At 36.3% G+C, this 15,972-nt stretch carries 16 protein-coding genes; 10 read left to right on the forward strand and 6 right to left on the reverse strand.

The features are described from left to right. Positions 1–20: 20 nt before the first annotated feature. From AC0L0O_RS09640 to AC0L0O_RS09660, 5 genes are all read left to right on the forward strand, one after another. Positions 21–1,241, forward strand: a complete 1,221-nt coding sequence (locus AC0L0O_RS09640; protein ID WP_000769378.1) for an MFS transporter — start codon at positions 21–23, stop codon at positions 1,239–1,241. A 96-nt stretch (positions 1,242–1,337) separates the two neighbouring features. Next, a complete protein-coding gene (gene hmoA, locus AC0L0O_RS09645) occupies positions 1,338–1,664 on the forward strand; it encodes a heme-degrading monooxygenase HmoA (protein WP_000469503.1) in 327 nt (108 codons plus the stop codon). A 97-nt stretch (positions 1,665–1,761) separates the two neighbouring features. Continuing rightward, positions 1,762–2,349 carry a hypothetical protein gene (locus tag AC0L0O_RS09650; RefSeq protein ID WP_001982506.1) on the forward strand — a complete coding sequence of 196 codons (588 nt, stop codon included), beginning with the start codon at positions 1,762–1,764 and terminating at the stop codon, positions 2,347–2,349. A gap of 74 nt (positions 2,350–2,423) precedes the next feature. Continuing rightward, on the forward strand, positions 2,424–3,113 hold the full coding sequence (locus AC0L0O_RS09655) for a nucleotidyltransferase domain-containing protein (protein WP_000888506.1): 690 nt from the start codon (positions 2,424–2,426) through the stop codon (positions 3,111–3,113). Positions 3,114–3,449: 336 nt separating this feature from the next. Then, positions 3,450–3,953: a GNAT family N-acetyltransferase gene (locus AC0L0O_RS09660; protein WP_000204933.1), complete on the forward strand. Its 504-nt coding sequence runs from the start codon at positions 3,450–3,452 to the stop codon at positions 3,951–3,953. A 122-nt stretch (positions 3,954–4,075) separates the two neighbouring features. Here the strand turns inward: AC0L0O_RS09660 and lsrF are convergent, their stop codons facing one another. Genes lsrF through AC0L0O_RS09680 form a run of 4 tightly spaced genes read right to left on the reverse strand, consistent with a single transcriptional unit; the run spans position 4,076 to position 7,747 of the window. Then, the gene (gene lsrF, locus AC0L0O_RS09665) at positions 4,076–4,858 is read right to left on the reverse strand and encodes a 3-hydroxy-5-phosphonooxypentane-2,4-dione thiolase (protein WP_000219758.1); all 783 of its coding nucleotides are present in this window, start codon (positions 4,856–4,858) and stop codon (positions 4,076–4,078) included. 6 nt (positions 4,859–4,864) lie between these two features. Next, positions 4,865–5,227 carry a cupin domain-containing protein gene (locus tag AC0L0O_RS09670; protein ID WP_000909989.1) on the reverse strand — a complete coding sequence of 121 codons (363 nt, stop codon included), beginning with the start codon at positions 5,225–5,227 and terminating at the stop codon, positions 4,865–4,867. A 25-nt stretch (positions 5,228–5,252) separates the two neighbouring features. Further along, the gene (lsrK, locus tag AC0L0O_RS09675; RefSeq protein WP_001982176.1) at positions 5,253–6,815 is read right to left on the reverse strand and encodes an autoinducer-2 kinase; all 1,563 of its coding nucleotides are present in this window, start codon (positions 6,813–6,815) and stop codon (positions 5,253–5,255) included. Then, positions 6,815–7,747 carry a sugar-binding transcriptional regulator gene (locus AC0L0O_RS09680; protein WP_001982336.1) on the reverse strand — a complete coding sequence of 311 codons (933 nt, stop codon included), beginning with the start codon at positions 7,745–7,747 and terminating at the stop codon, positions 6,815–6,817. The genes lsrK and AC0L0O_RS09680 overlap by 1 nt, the downstream gene beginning before the upstream one ends. Positions 7,748–7,944: 197 nt before the next feature. On the opposite strand from AC0L0O_RS09680, the gene AC0L0O_RS09685 reads away from it, so the two are divergent. Genes AC0L0O_RS09685 through lsrB form a run of 4 tightly spaced genes read left to right on the forward strand, consistent with a single transcriptional unit; the run spans position 7,945 to position 12,402 of the window. Next, a complete protein-coding gene (locus tag AC0L0O_RS09685; protein WP_001982415.1) occupies positions 7,945–9,426 on the forward strand; it encodes a sugar ABC transporter ATP-binding protein in 1,482 nt (493 codons plus the stop codon). After that, a complete protein-coding gene (locus AC0L0O_RS09690) occupies positions 9,423–10,376 on the forward strand; it encodes an ABC transporter permease subunit (RefSeq protein WP_428889126.1) in 954 nt (317 codons plus the stop codon). Before AC0L0O_RS09685 ends, AC0L0O_RS09690 begins: the two co-directional genes overlap by 4 nt. Further along, positions 10,373–11,362: an ABC transporter permease gene (locus AC0L0O_RS09695; RefSeq protein ID WP_042511115.1), complete on the forward strand. Its 990-nt coding sequence runs from the start codon at positions 10,373–10,375 to the stop codon at positions 11,360–11,362. Before AC0L0O_RS09690 ends, AC0L0O_RS09695 begins: the two co-directional genes overlap by 4 nt. After that, positions 11,359–12,402, forward strand: coding sequence for an autoinducer 2 ABC transporter substrate-binding protein LsrB (gene lsrB, locus AC0L0O_RS09700; RefSeq protein ID WP_000823633.1), 1,044 nt, complete (start codon positions 11,359–11,361; stop codon positions 12,400–12,402). Before AC0L0O_RS09695 ends, lsrB begins: the two co-directional genes overlap by 4 nt. Before the next feature lie 44 nt (positions 12,403–12,446). On the opposite strand, the gene AC0L0O_RS09705 is transcribed toward lsrB, so the two are convergent. Continuing rightward, positions 12,447–13,949 (reverse strand): malate:quinone oxidoreductase, encoded by a 1,503-nt coding sequence (locus AC0L0O_RS09705; protein ID WP_000069158.1) that lies wholly within the window; start codon positions 13,947–13,949, stop codon positions 12,447–12,449. Positions 13,950–14,329: 380 nt separating this feature from the next. On the opposite strand from AC0L0O_RS09705, the gene AC0L0O_RS09710 reads away from it, so the two are divergent. Next, on the forward strand, positions 14,330–15,376 hold the full coding sequence (locus AC0L0O_RS09710; RefSeq protein ID WP_326042616.1) for a DUF2332 domain-containing protein: 1,047 nt from the start codon (positions 14,330–14,332) through the stop codon (positions 15,374–15,376). Positions 15,377–15,509: 133 nt separating this feature from the next. On the opposite strand, the gene AC0L0O_RS09715 is transcribed toward AC0L0O_RS09710, so the two are convergent. Then, positions 15,510–15,857 (reverse strand): hypothetical protein, encoded by a 348-nt coding sequence (locus tag AC0L0O_RS09715; protein ID WP_000752496.1) that lies wholly within the window; start codon positions 15,855–15,857, stop codon positions 15,510–15,512. Between the last annotated feature and the right edge of the window lie 115 nt (positions 15,858–15,972).

A 15,972-nucleotide genomic window follows, 5' to 3' on the forward strand; every position in this document is an offset into this window, starting at 1 on the left:
TATAAAAGAAAAGTTGGTGTGTGAAATTGAAAAATGTATTGAAAAATCGTTCGTTCTTTTTTATGTGGATTGGTAGTGCAATCTCAGAATTAGGAGGGGGTTTCGGAACGTTATGTAATTCAATTCTAGTATATGAGTTAACAGGATCGGAAATGGCTTTAAGTAGTATGTGGCTATTATATTTTATCCCGTCTCTCATACTGCAATTAATCAGTGGCCCATTTATTGATAAATGGAGTCGGAAGTGGATTATGATTTTTTCACAATGGATACGAGCGTCCGTATTCTTATTACCTTTGATAATGTTAGTTTCCGGTAGTTTAGAAGTTTGGCACATTTATGTTGTTCAAATTGTAGTGGGACTTATTACACCACTTTATACACCTGCAAGTCAAGCAATTACACCAAGCATTGTAAGGAAAGAACAACTTCAAGATGCAAATGCGTACATTGATGGAATGACTCGTCTTATGATGTTTCTTGCGCCAGTATTAGGTGGAGTAGTCATTCATTTGATTGGCACAGAACTTGCGTTATCTTTCGTATGCATTTGTTTATTTGTTAGTGGCACTTTCTTACTTTATATAAAAGAAAATAGAGCGTCGCAACCTATTCGGAAAACGTGGCTAGAACAGTTTCTTCACGGTTTTACATATTTTTTCACAAAACCAATCATCGTTTGGCTCGGTATATTTCTTACTTTCGTACAATTTGGAGTAGGAGTAACAATGGTCACAAACCTTCCTTATATAAAGGGTGAGCTGTCAGCGGGATATGCGGAATTTGGTTATTTTATGGCCGGATTCCCACTTGGCTATGTAGTTGGATCTATACTAGTCGGAAAAGTAACATATAAAAGTCGGCGTATACTTATGCTTGGAGGATTGTTTATAGGGGGGCTCACATACATTTCGCTAGGGTTCAATCATAGTATTATCATTGCAATAATAGTTGAAGTAATAGCAGGGATTTGTATTGCATTTTTCAATGTTCATAACACAACGATATGCCAGCAATCAGTCCAAAACAATATGATAGGACAAGTATTTTCAGTGCGATTATTTTTCATACGATCCGCTATGCCGTCAGGTGTATTAGTAGGGGGAATATTGAGTGAAATGTGGGGAGTAAGAGCGCTATATTTAATCATCGGTGCAATTATATGTGTCACCTCTTTAATAGGAATGTTACTTCCGTATTTCAAGTTTTTAGATGAGGCGATAGAAGAGAAAACAGCTTGATTCAAAAAATTTAAACTTTATAATTGAAAATAATTATCATAATCAACTATAATAGAAGAATAGTAGTATTCGTATTACAAAGAGGGAGTGGGATATATGTTTATCGAAACGAAAACATTTACAGTAAAAGAAGGTACATCAAATATAGTTGTAGAACGTTTTACTGGAGAAGGTATTATTGAAAAATTTGAAGGCTTTATCGACTTGAGTGTTCTTGTGAAAAAAGTAAGACGAGGCGACGAAGAAGTAGTCGTTATGATTCGCTGGGAATCTGAAGAAGCATGGAAAAACTGGGAAACAAGTGAAGAACATTTAGCTGGACATAGAGCGAGCCGTGGTAAACCAAAACCAGATCATATCATTAACGTTGATCACGCAGTTTATTATGTGAAATCATCGAAAGCGGCTTATCAACAGTCGTAATATATATAAAGGTAGAGGATATTTGTTTATTAAGAAACAAATATCCTCTTTTTTTGATTTATAGTAAAATATGGATGTGATAAATGTTTATTTGTAAATGGAGGTAAATGAAGTGAAAAGAATATTACTAATGACAGCTTTGGCAACGATATTATTATCAGCGTGTAGTAATAATAATGTGAAAAAAGAAGTATTTAAGAATGAGGAAGAAAAACGTGAAAGCAGTGCAAACATAGTAGAGCAGAAGGAGTATATCATTATTGATAAGAAACATAATGATATATTTCTAAAAGATGCTAGCTCAAATAAAGAAGACAGTGTGAAAGTAAGTTTAAATGATTTAAACTCAACAAAATGGAAGGCGCCTAAAAGAAACGGTATCCTAGATATAGGTGATCATATCTCTTTGGAAAAAGAAGAGGGTAAATATACACCTACATTAGTAAAAGATCTTGTTGGTGAAATAAAATATGATGGTACAATTAAATATAAAATTTTAGAAGCAACTAGTAAATCGGTAAAGTGGTTTCCGCTAAATAAAGAGAACAATGGAGGATATGTTCCGCCAGAGATGGTAAAAGTAGTGAACGCTTCGAAAATAAAAGCTGGAGATATTGTAACGATTCAAGATAAAACAAAAAGCAGTGAAGATGTAATTGTATATGAACTGACAATTGTTGAATAAGTATAGAAGATTATAAGAGAAGTAAAATATATAGGTAACGAATAACTCCTTAATAATGTGTGTGGAGGTTACAAATGTTAGAAGCACAAATATTTAAACATGAACAACATAAAAAATTAGTGCAAACAATAGTAGCGGAAACCTTGTGTACGGAAAAGGTAAATGGATTCATGCTTATCGGATCTGTCGCAAGAGGTGACGCATATCCTGATTCGGATTTAGATTTTTATATTCTTTTAGAAGAAGGACAAAAGAAGAAATTTCATTCTGAAACGAGAGAAGGCATTTTGGTTGAATATAAGTGTGCAGATGTTAATCAAATATTAGTAAACTTTAAAAACAATCCGATGGAACTATATTCATTTTTAGAAGGTGAAATTTTATTTGATAAAAGTGGTGACTTAAAAAAATTAAAGGGAATAGCTATATCTGAATTTGAAAACTATCGTGTTTCTAGCGATAAAGTGAAAGGCATTTCTCATTGGTTACAGAGTTCGTTAATTAAAATTCAATCTGCTTTGAAAGCAAATGATGAGTTAAAGGCTTCATACATAGTTCAAACTTCAACTTGGACATTGTTAGAAGGGATATGGGCTATTAACAATAAGCCAGTACCGCCAGCGGGATCTGTTTTAAGGTATATTCAAACGTTGCCGAATAAGCCAATTCATTTAGATGCGTTACTTAATAAACTATTTTTAGGTAATACGAAGGACCGTATTAAAGCAGCAATTGAGTTAATTGAGTGGGTGCTTCATAAATAATATTGTCTAATATTGTCGGTAAATCGATATGTTGTGTCGAATCGTCGATATATTGAGAAAATCGTTGATATAATTCAAGTTACGATTGATATATTTGGAAAATCGTTGATATAAATTTCATATACTGTATAAGTAGCAACTAAAAGAGCGTAATCTAGTCAATTTTTTAAAATGAAGTTTCATAACAAGGTCTATTTTGCAGAGAAATTAATTATGTATAAAATAACAATAATGTATCTTAATGCAAGAAAATCTAGAGAATCAAGCAGGTTGCCCATATAGTACAGTACGAAACGATTATAAGTAGTACAGTGATATAAATAGGAGGTTATCGCTATGACATCTGTATTTAAAGATATGGCGTTCCAGCTAAGAACGGAACGACTCGACCTGAATATGTGGGAGGAATCCGATGCAGTCTGGCTTAGAGAACTAATTGGTGAACGTGGAGTGGAAATGCCAACCGTTGAATCTGTTCGTAACGATCTTATTGAGAAGCGCAAGATAGCAGTTGAAAATGGCATTTCTCTTCTCACTATTCGTAGACGAGACGAAGGAGATTTCATCGGTTACTGTGGCTTAATTATCGGTCGTTCCACGCTTGAAGAGCCGGAGATTGCATACGAGTTGTTCCGTAGTGCTCATCGCATGGGTTATGCGACAGAGGCAGCATCAGCGGTATTGGAGGCTGCGATTGCTACGGGGCGAAAAAGACTATGGTCTACTGTAGGCGCTTGGAATACTGCGTCTTTTCGGGTGTTAGAGAAGATAGGATTTAAGCGGCATCATAGTACGTTTGGCGAACGCGGTGAGATTGTTTGGAATGTGCGCGATTTGTAGGGACCTGGCCAAATTTGAAATAATAAGAAATGTCAAAGAAAGCCCATATGTTATGTATGGGCTTTTCCTTATAGTAAATATTGATTTTTTATTTATTTAAGTGTAATAGTCTATCTCTCACCTTAATTTTTCACATCATTATATAATTCCAACGCCTCTTTCACATTCAATCCATTTTTCACAATACCATGTATCGCTTGAATCATCGCAGCTGGATGTTCGGATTGCCATATGTTGCGGCCCATATCTACGCCGATTGCACCTTCTTGCAGTGCGTTGTACGTAATGTTTAATGCGTCTTCAATTGAATCTAGTTTTGGTCCACCAGCAATGACGACTGGGGCAGGACATGTGCTTGTAATTTTTTCGAATCCTTCGCAGTAATACGTTTTAATAATGTCAGCACCCATTTCAACGCATACACGGGAAGCAAGTGCTAAAAAGCGAGCTTCACGTTTTTGCAGTTCTTTTGCAACAGCGGTTATGCCGAGTACTGGCAGACCATAATCGTGAGCTTCTGAAACTACATTTGCGAGATTTGTAACTGTTTGTGTTTCATAGTCTGATCCGACGAAAACAGATACACCGACGCCAATTGCATTTTGTTTTACTGCTTCTTTTACAGGGGTAACAATTGTTTCATTCGCTAAGTCTTTACCGACGACAGTAGCTCCGCCTGATACACGCATAACCATCGGTGTGCTGCAGTTTTCAGGAATGCAGGAGTTAAGTACACCTCGCGTTAAAAAGAGGGAATCTGTGTAAGGAAGCAAGTTTTTAACTGTTTCAAGTGGTTGTTCAAGCCCGTGAATTGGTCCTAAAAAGTAGCCGTGATCTATCGCTAACATAACCGCTCTACCATCAGGTAAAATTGTATTTAATCGATTTTTAAATCCCCAAGTCATTCAAAATCACTCCTTCGTTAATGTTGGATTTTCCGTTTGAACAGTATCTTTATTTGGTAAATGTGGTGACTTTATAAAGACCGCTTTAAAAGGTTTGTCAGAATGGTTAATAAGATAGTGAGATTCATGAGGACGAACTTGCAGGACATCACCTTGTTTCATTGGAACCCTTTCGTTATTTACATAGAAATCTATTTCACCTTCTAATGCATAAAAGACCTCTTCGCACGTCGTATGATAATGGTTTTGAAACTCCTGCCCAGGCTGAATGACAACAAGACCAAGATCGATATTCGGACCTTGTATTAAATATTTCGGCCCGTTATCACCGAAGCGATAGGAGAAGTCATTTTCATTCGCTTTTAACATACATTCCACTCCTTTATGTAATGTGTTACAGTGCACCAGGCGCAATCCACATGTGTGAGGTGAGCCCGTTATCAGCTAAAGCGAGCTGACTGTTATACACAGTTTTCCATGTTTCATAGAACTCTTTATATAGTTCGTGATTTTCAGTAACTGGTTCGAATGTTTGCTCCCACTGTACAAACTGTTCGGCAGTCTCTTCCATAGATGAATATATGCCAGCACCAACTCCTGCAGCAATCGCAGTTCCTAAAGCAGCTGCTTCTTTCACAACAGGTACTTTTACAGGAATACCAAGGACGTCTGATAGAATTTGTGGCCATAGTTTTCCTTTAGCGGCACCACCAGCAAAAATAACTTCAGAAGGGAATATACCAGTTAGATTTTCTATTAATTTTAAGTTTCCAAGTGTAACGAAGGCGGCATTTTCTTCAATAGCACGAAACAGTTCTTTTTTTCCGCATTTGTCAGCGTCTAAACTTAAATTTAAAAAAGAAGGTGCGGCATGACGCCAAGAAATGTAGTTCATAACGTTTGAAAAAGTAGGGATAATGCCATGTGAACCGACAGGTACGTCTTTCGCTTGTTCTTCTAGTAATTCATAAGCATCTACACCGAGTTTGTCAGCAAGTTTCTTTTCCTCTTGACAAAAAGCGTCTCGAAACCAGCGCATAACGAGGCCTGGGAAAAAGGCAATCGTTTCGTATTGCCATAGGTTACGTACGACGTGACAATTTATACGAATCGCAGCTTGTGGATCTGGTATTGGCTCAGTAACATTCACTTCTTGTTGCCAAAAACTACCTCCGCATATTAATGTTTGATTCGGTTTCACGACTCCAGTTCCGAGCGATGCCATTTGAGCATCTCCGCCCCCGGCTACGACAGGAATTCCTTCACATAATCCAGTTAATGCTGCACACTCTTTTGTAACGTTGCCAATTACTGTACCAGCTTCATTTACTGTTGGTGAAAATGGTAAAGATAGACCGCACTCCTTAGCAACATCGTTATCCCACACTCTATTTTGTAAGTCAAAAATACCTGACGTACATCCGTTTGAAGGATCGATTTGCAGCACTCTGCTTAATTTATATAAGATCCAATCGTTTAACATTGTAAAAGAGTGAATAGTATTATAGACGTCGGGTTCATGTTTTTTAATCCAAAGTAGGCGGGGTAAAGCACCTAATGAAAAAGTTTGACCAGACTTTGTATATAAATCTTTTTCAAGGTGTGACCGAATTTCTTTTAGTTCACTAACCTCAGCAGATGCGCGCCCATCAACATTTGCACACGCCCATATTTCTTGCCCATCTTGATCATATAAAACAAACCCTTCCCGCATACTTGTCGCACTAATAGCAAGAATGGAAGAGGCAAGAGTATTGCTTTTTTGAAGAACCTCTTTCGTGCATTCTTGTACTAGTTTCCAATTTTCTATTACATCAAAGTTCATAGAGCCTGGATAACGTGGGTCAGATTTGTGAATCCATTCTTTTTGACTTACTGCAATTTGATTACCATGTAAATCAAAAAGAACTGCTCGAATACTTCCTGTACCAGCATCGAAAGCTAATAAATTGGACATTAACAATCACCATCCTTTCGTAATAAGGAAAGGGCAGTTTCCTCATCGGTAATTAATGTATGAATAAACTTTCCTTTTAAGGCACCATAAATTGCATCTATCTTTTCAGTACCTCCAGCAACACCGACGACATGCTTCATATTGCGCAAAACAGGGAGGGGCGTGCCAATTAGACGATTGTGATGCGAGAGCTCTAATAAATCGCCATTTGTATCATAAAACTGTCCTAAAATATCGCCAGCACCGTTTTGACTACGAATATATGTCATCTCACGTAAAGTTAATTTTTCTTTTTTTACAATCGTAGCATCTTGAGATAGTCCTCCAATACCGACAACAGCCGTATGAACAAGTGAAGCGACATGAAGCATATCTTTTACGCTCGGTTCTGATAGAATACTTTGTGCCATTTCGGTTGTAGACGCTAGAAACGGCGTAGGGATAATGTGAAGATCACCTTGCATGTAATGTAAATAGTTTTGTTTTCTCGGGAGATAGTGATTTACTCCGCCTGTTAACGTTACGATTGAGAGATTAATAGAACTTTCGAAATGAATGTTTTCTAGCATTTTGCTAATTGTTTCTCCCCAGCCAATACCGAGTAAATCGCCTTGCTGGAGCTGAGTTTCTAAATATTGTGCAGCAGCTTTTCCGAGAGAATCGTGATAATTGTTTAATGGGGTCGGGATAATAAAAGCATCTTTTAAGTGGAATTTTTTCATTAGGTCACGCTCAATACTTAAACAGTGCAAACCAGTCCCTTTTACGTGAAATGTAACGATACCTTCACTCCGCGCCTTATCTAATAACCGGACGACTTTATTTCTTGAAATATGAAGAAGTGAAGCGATCTCCTGTTGTGTTAATTGGTCCTTATAATAGTACCAAGCTACTTTCGTTAATAAATTCTCTTCAAAGTTCAGCTGAGTCATACTTTTCATCCCTTTCAACAATTGACCACAGCTTAAACATATGTACCATATATTTTGTTTATTCCAGTTGAAGCGATTAATAGTACGTAGAAAAAAGTGTTCTAGATATAAAAAAAGGAATATACAATGCTACAAAACAAGTAGAACAAATAATCATTTTCTCAAATAATGTTCTGTATAAAGGCAGGTGACATCATGTGGAGAACGCACCTTTATTACAAGTAAAAAAAATGAGTAAGGCGTTTTTAAATCAACTTGTATTAAAAGAAGTGAACATTCAAGTAGAGCGCGGAGATATATACGCTTTAGTTGGAGGGAATGGTGCCGGGAAATCAACATTAATGAAAATATTAACGGGGTTATATTCGTATGATGATGGAGAAATGTATGTAAAAGGAACGAAGCAACAGTTTTCAAATCCGTCAGAAGCACACCGAAAAGGTATGTATTTAATACCGCAAGAACCACTCATTTTTCCGCATATGACTATTGAAGAAAATATATGTATCGGATTAAAAGAAAAGAAAAAGAAATTAAGAGTACAGATTCAGCAATTGATTAGCAGCCTAGGATGGGATATTGACCTTAATGAACTAGGAGGATCATTATCGATTGCGCAACAACAGTTAGTAGAAATTGTTAGAGGATTAATACGAGAAGCCGAGATTCTTATTCTAGATGAGCCAACATCGACATTAACAACTCACGAAATTAAGAGTCTTTTTGTGTTGATGAAAAGTTTACAAGAAAAAGGAATAGGGATGATTTATATTACGCATCGTTTTCCAGAAATCTTTGAAATTGCCAACAAAGTAGCAATATTACGAGATGGAATGATTGTAAGTCAAGGAGATGTATGTGACTATACATATGACATGCTGATGGAGGGACTATTGCCAAAAGGGTATAAACAGAAAGAGAAAATAGAAGTAGTTCAAGAGACCACAAGGATGAAAGAAATATTAGAAGTGATTGATATAAATGGTCACGCATTCGAAAATATTTCATTCACTGTACATGCTGGTGAGATTGTAGGTATTGCTGGCATTGTTGGATCGGGCAGAACGGAATTAGCAGAAGCGATATTTGGATTGAAAACTGTAAAAACAGGGTCTATTTTATTAGATGGGAAATCAATTGATACATGTTCTTTGCATAAAAGGCTAGACGAAGGACTAGTTTATGTGCCGGAGGATAGGGCGAGGAATGGAATTTTCTCAATTGCTTCTGTTAAAGAAAATATTGCAGCAGCAAGTTTACAGCAATATAATCGCTTTTTTATAAATCAAGAAAAAGAAAGCGCTTTAGTTAATTCGTTTATAGAACAGTTCCGAATTGTTGTACAGGATATGAATGAAGAACTGGTATCTTTATCAGGAGGTAATCAGCAGAAGGTCGTGCTTGCAAAGTATCTCGCATGTAATCCTAAAGTTATTATTCTTGATGAGCCGACTCGTGGAATTGATGCGAAAGCAAGGCTTGAAGTGTATGAGACAATCGGAAAAATGAAAAGGGAAGGACTCGCAATTTTATTAATCTCTTCAGATGTTGAAGAAATTGTTCAATTAGTAAACCGTGTATATGTAATGAGAAATGGACGATTTGTTTCTCATATGGAAAAAGAACAACTGAGTGTGAATGAAGTTACACGCCTTGCATACGGAGGTGTAGCGGAATGAAGCGCATGCTAAAAATACACGAAATGTCTATCATAACGTTACTACTAATTTATATAGCTATTGTCGGAATGATAAACCCTAGTTTTATTCAATTTAACTCGTTATCTTTAATGGTGAAATCAAGCGTTATTTTAGTCGTGCTAGCAATCGGCCAATCGTTCGTCTTATTTACGAAAAATATAGATGTATCAGTTGGTTCAAGCATGGGGTTAAGTGCAGCAGTTTGCGGAATGTTGCTAACGAATGAATATAGTGCATCCTTGTCGATATTTGCTGCTATTACACTTGGCGCTATTATCGGTTTCGTAAACGGGATTGGCGTTGCGAAGTTTCGGGTACCAGCCATTATTATGACATTAGGCATGTTAGGAATTATTAGAGGTGCCATGTTAATTTTCACAGGCGGGAAGTGGATTGAAGATATTCCAAACGATTTTAAGCAGCTGTCATCTATCGTCATTCTTGGTTTACCTATAACTGTATGGTTCGTTCTTATTATTTTACTACTACTATACTTCTTTTTAAGGAAAGTGCCATTTGGAAGATACTTTTATGCGGTAGGTGATAATGAAGATGGCGCGAGACTTATTGGTATACCTGTTAATAAAGTGAAGATATGTGCGTTTATAATTTCAGGCATAAGTGCTGCACTCGCTGGTTGCATATTTGTTATGAATATCGGGTTCATTCCAAATCAAACTGGTACAGGATTAGAATTACAAGTAATCGCAGCCGCTGTACTAGGAGGCATTCATTTAAAAGGAGGAACAGGATCTTTATTTGGAGCTGCATTAGGAGCATTCTTTTTAGAAACAATAAGCAGTTCACTCGTCTTTTTAAAAATATCAGCATTTTGGAATAATGCTATTTCAGGTTTTTTATTATTACTTATCATTATACTGGATAGTGTTATGAAAAAGTGGAAGGCAGAAAGGAGGATGAATCTATGAAGTATGTATACAGATGGGAAGGTGTTCTAATTGTATTGCTTCTTATAGAATTCATTCTCTTTAGTTTAATCAATAGTGATTTCTTAAATATTAGTAATCTCCTTTTTAGTACAAATGATTTCCTATTTATCGCAATTGCGGCGATACCAATGACTTTCGTTATAGTAACAGGAGGAATTGATGTATCGGTCGGCTCAATAATGGGTCTCACTTCGATCTTAATCGGTGTACTTTGGATGAACGGAATATCTATTTTGTTTGCTGTCATAATGGCCCTAATAATTAGTTGTTTAGCAGGCGTTTTAAACGGACTTATTATAAAAATGACAGATGTAGAACCACTCGTCGTTACACTCGGCACGATGTTTTTATACGGAGGAATTGCACTCGTCATTTCAGGAGGGGCAGGTGCTTCTGGGTATGAAGGGATAAGTGGTTTACCTGACGCATTTGTACAACTGGCAAGCGGTAGTTTTATAGGAATACCGAATTTATTATGGCTACTGATCGTATTAACAGTTTTATGTGCTGTATTATTTCACCGAACTATATACGGACGCCATGTAACATTAACAGGTGCGAACGAAAATGCAGCAAAATACACCGGGATTAAGACGAAGAAAGTAGTCATCATCGCCTACATGCTTTCCGGGTTAGGAGGTGGATTAGGGGGGACTTTCTTAACTGCCTATTTCGGTTCCGCACGTGCTGATATGGGAAGTGAAACAATTTTACCAATCATTACAGCAGTTGTATTAGGGGGGACACTTATTACAGGGGGAAAAGGAAGCATTATCGGTACTGTACTGGCGAGTATTTTCATTGGACTCATGCAGTATGGCTTGCAAATGACGGGTTTAACAAATGAACAATCCAACGTAGTAATTGGTATTATCCTTATTCTTTCAGTTATTATGAGACATTTCAAATTACATCAATTCACACTGGGGAAAAGAAAGAATTTGTATAAGGGGGAAATGTCATGAAGAGAAAACTAGGGATTGTATTCATTGTATGTATTTGTTTAATCGGTTTAATCGCCTGTTCTAGTCAAACCGCAGATAAGAAAAAAGCGGATGATGTGAAATTTGCATTTATCCCGAAATTAACAGGAGTTGGATTCTTTACATCAGGTGGTGAAGGAGCAAAAGAGATGGGGGATAAACTAGGCGTACAAGTGAAATATGATGGACCATCTGAAGCGAGTGTTTCTGGGCAAGTAAAATATATAAACAATTTCATTAATCAAAACTATGATGCACTTATGGTTTCTTCAACGTCAGTTGATGGTTTATCGCAATCACTGCAACGTGCTAAGAAAAAAGGGATGACTGTTTTAACTTGGGATTCCGATGTGAACCCGAAAGATCGTTCCTTTTATATAAGCCAAGGAACACCAGACCAACTTGCTAACTTATTAATTGAAATGACTTCCAAGCAAATTGGAGATAAGGGGAAAGTAGCCTTTTTTTATTCTAGCCCAACAGTAACCGATCAAAACCAATGGGTAACGAAAGCGAAAGAAATTATTAAAAAGAAATATCCAAACTGGGAAATTGTAACGACGCAATACGGTGAAAATAATGCGCAAAAGTCGTTATCAGTAGGGGAGAACATATTAAAAACGTATCCAGATATTAATGCAGTCATTTGTCCAGATGCAACGGCACTTCCGGCAATGGCACAAGCAGCTGAAAATTTAAAAATGGATAAAAAGGTTGTCGTAACTGGCTTCTCTACACCAAACGTTATGCGTGATTACGTAAAACGAGGAACAGTAGCACAATTTGGTTTATGGGACGTAAAACAACAAGGTGCACTCGCAACGTATGTAGCAAATGAAATTGTTGTAAAAGGAAAGAAGTTAAAAGTAGGAGATAGCTTTGAAGTAAAAGGAATTGGAAAAGTGAAAGTAGAGCCAAACTCCATTCAAGGATATGATTATGAGGCAGAAGGAAACGGAATTATCGTATTACCAGAACGAGTCGTATTTACGAAGGATAATATTGATAAATATAATTTCTAGTAACGAAAAACGTCCGAATGTATCGGACGTTTTTAATTTCTTCATTAATTATGAACCGTTTCTTTTTCATTTAATCCAAGTGTACGACCTGTAGAAGTGTGAAGGTCTTGGAATAATCTTGGATTTTCTGTTAATGAAATGCCGTAAGAAGGAATCATTTCTTTTATTTTTCCTTCCCATTCTACCATTCGGCTTGGGAAACATTTTTCTAATACTTCAAGCATAACATGAACGGCAGTAGAAGCACCCGGTGAAGCACCTAGTAATGCTGCGATTGATCCATCAGCCGCACTAACAACTTCTGTACCGAATTGAAGTGTTCCTTTACCGCCAGCATCAGTATCTTTAATTACTTGTACACGCTGACCAGCAACTACAATATCCCAATCTTCACTTTTCGCGTTCGGAATGAATTCGCGTAATTCTTCCATACGTTTTTCATGTGATAACATAACTTGCTGAATTAAGTATTTTGTTAATCCCATTTCTTTTACACCAGCAGCTAACATCGTTAAGACGTTATTCGGTTTTACAGAACCGATTAAGTCAAGGTTTGAGCCAGTTTTTAAGAACTTAGGAGAGAACCCTGCGAACGGTCCAAATAGTAAAGCTTTTTTGTTGTCTATATATCTCGTATCAAGGTGAGGTACAGACATTGGCGGAGCGCCAACTTTAGCTTTACCGTATACTTTCGCATGATGTTGCTCTACAACTTTTTGGTTCTTACATACCATAAATAGTCCACTTACTGGGAATCCACCAATATGTTTTGATTCGGGAATACCAGTCTTTTGTAGGAGAGGTAGGCTACCTCCACCACCGCCGATAAAGACGAATTTTGCAGTATGATGTTCGATTTTACCACTATTCATATCGTGTACTTTCACTTCCCACAAACCATTCTTCGTACGTTTAATGTTTTCGACACTATGTTTGTAGTTTAGCTCGACATCTTTCGTTTTTAAGTAATCAAACAGCATACGTGTTAATGCACCGAAGTTAACATCTGTTCCAGAGTCAATCTTCGTTGCAGCCATCGGTTCATTAGATGTACGACCTTCCATAATGAGTGGAAGCCATTTTTTTAATGTTTCAGGAGCATCAGAAAATTCCATTCCTTGAAACAGTGGGTTTTTTGAAAGCGCTTCAAAACGGTTTTTTAGAAACTCAACATTTTTTTCACCTTGTACTAAACTCATATGAGGTAGAGGCATAATAAAATCTTGTGGATTACGAATTAATTTGCTTTTTACAAGATATGCCCAAAATTGTCTTGAAAGCTGGAATTGCTCATTCACTTTTACAGCCTTACTAATATCTATAGATCCGTCAGATTTTTCGGAAGTATAGTTCAGTTCGCATAGCGCAGAATGCCCTGTACCTGCATTATTCCATTCGTTAGAGCTTTCTTCCCCGGCACTTGCGAGTTTTTCAAAAACTTTAATTTCCCATTCAGGTGCTAATTCTTTTAGTAATGAGCCTAACGTTGCACTCATAATTCCTGCACCAATTAAGATAACGTCTGTTTTTTGCTGCATGTTGCTCATGATAATCTCTCCATCCCCTATATTGGCAAAAAAGAGTAGGTGTTTACTGTATCTAAGCCGTAAAAAGAAAACACCGCCTAGGCCCCACCTAGGTATTTACCTTTTTTGTCTCAATTGTATAACCATCTCATACTCTATTATAATAATTAATAGACTAAAATATCTAGTGTTATCTGATAATTTTAAACTATTTAACGTTTTATTCGCCAAAAATCTTATTTAACAAGCTCTTTTAAGGTGATAAATAGAAAAAAATTACAGTTTGAAATTATCTCGAAAAAGCTTACGTATCCAAAAGCGGGTAGAAAGGATACCGTTTTGTGGGATTTTTTGCTCTGTTTATTGTATGATTATTCTGAAAGTTAAAAGGAGGGATACACATGCGTACACAAGAACAAATCGCAAACTTATTTCGAAATTTTTCAATAAAGGAATGTAAAGGGTCAAGTGACTTATATGAATACTTAGCAATAAAAATAGCTGAAGATGAGGAAGTACTTACACTATCTTCCTACGCTCAAGCAGGTCAACCAGTCCCAAACTTATTATTAGGTGCAGTACATTATTTATTACTAGCAGGAAAAGAACATCATCTGAAAACGTATTATAGTAGCTTAGTTGAAAGTGCTAATACGGATTTAGATCAAGCTTTTCATCATTTTAAAGATTTCTGTAAAATGTACAGAGAGGAAATCATTACTTTATTACAAACGAAACTTGTTCAAACGAATGAAGTAAGACGATGTGCGTACTTATATCCAAGTTTCAATTACATATTTAACAAAGTGAATAAACCGTTAGCTTTAATAGAAATTGGGACAAGTTCTGGATTACAACTATTTTGGGACCAATATAGCTATTCGTACGGTACAGGTGAAAGTTACGGAAATATAAATTCGAATGTACATGTAACTTCTGAAATAAGAGGGGAAAATGTGCCTCAACTTTTAAAAGAAAGTCCACCTGTCGTAGAAAGAATCGGACTAGATTTACATGTAAACGATCTACATAGTGATGAAGATTATTTATGGCTACGTGCACTCATTTGGCCAGAACATAAAGAAAGGCTTGAACTGTTTGACCAAGCTGCATCTTTAGTAAAAAATAAATCTGTTCAATTAATAGAAGGAGACGGTGTGGAGTTATTACCATCTATTATTGAACAAATAAGTGAAGATGCCGTTATCTGCATTTTCCATACACACGTCGCCAATCAAATACCAGAACAAGTAAAACGCAAACTGGAAAAACAAATCCAAGAAATTGGTGCAAAACGCGATGTATTCCACCTATATAACAACATGTGGGACCGGGACCTTCATATTGATTATTATATTAACGGAAACGAATATCGTGAAACGGTTGGAGAAACAGAAGGACATGGGAGATGGTTTAGTTGGAAGCTTGGGAAGGAGACGCTTATTTAGATTAATAGGGGCACTCTCACATTTAAAAGACGAGGAAATAGGTTCAAGTATTGACTAAATGGCTAAGGAATAAATTTATTATTTATATACAAAAAATGCTTCGGAGAAATCCTAAGCATTTTTTGAATTACATTCAAATGCCATAATGAATCATGTACTTCTTTTCTGCTACAGCTTGTACAATTTTTGAAGCTAATTCATTCAGCTCATCAGATTTTTTGAAGAACTTTGAAGATGTAACTGTTTCATAGAAAATTGCTAATGAATCAGGAGGGATAATTGTAATACCCCAATATGCTAAACCATATTCCTGATTTTTTACTGTATGAAAGTAGGTTTTCATAATTGATAAATTTTGACTTAAATTACTGATAATATCATCATCAACAGAAACACAACCATATTTCTCTGGTGTATAATCGTTGTAACTTTTTTGAGAATCAAATTCTTCAATTATTCCAAAATCATGGACACATGCCATCATTAACGTCCTTTCAAATTTAATAAAATGATTTCTATTAAAGTAAAATGGTCATTCGTTTAAGTGTAATAGAAATAGTTATGTAGTTCATAAAATATCGTCGGTTCTTCTTCGG

The organism is Bacillus sp. GS3m_15504 (genome assembly GCF_055825275.1).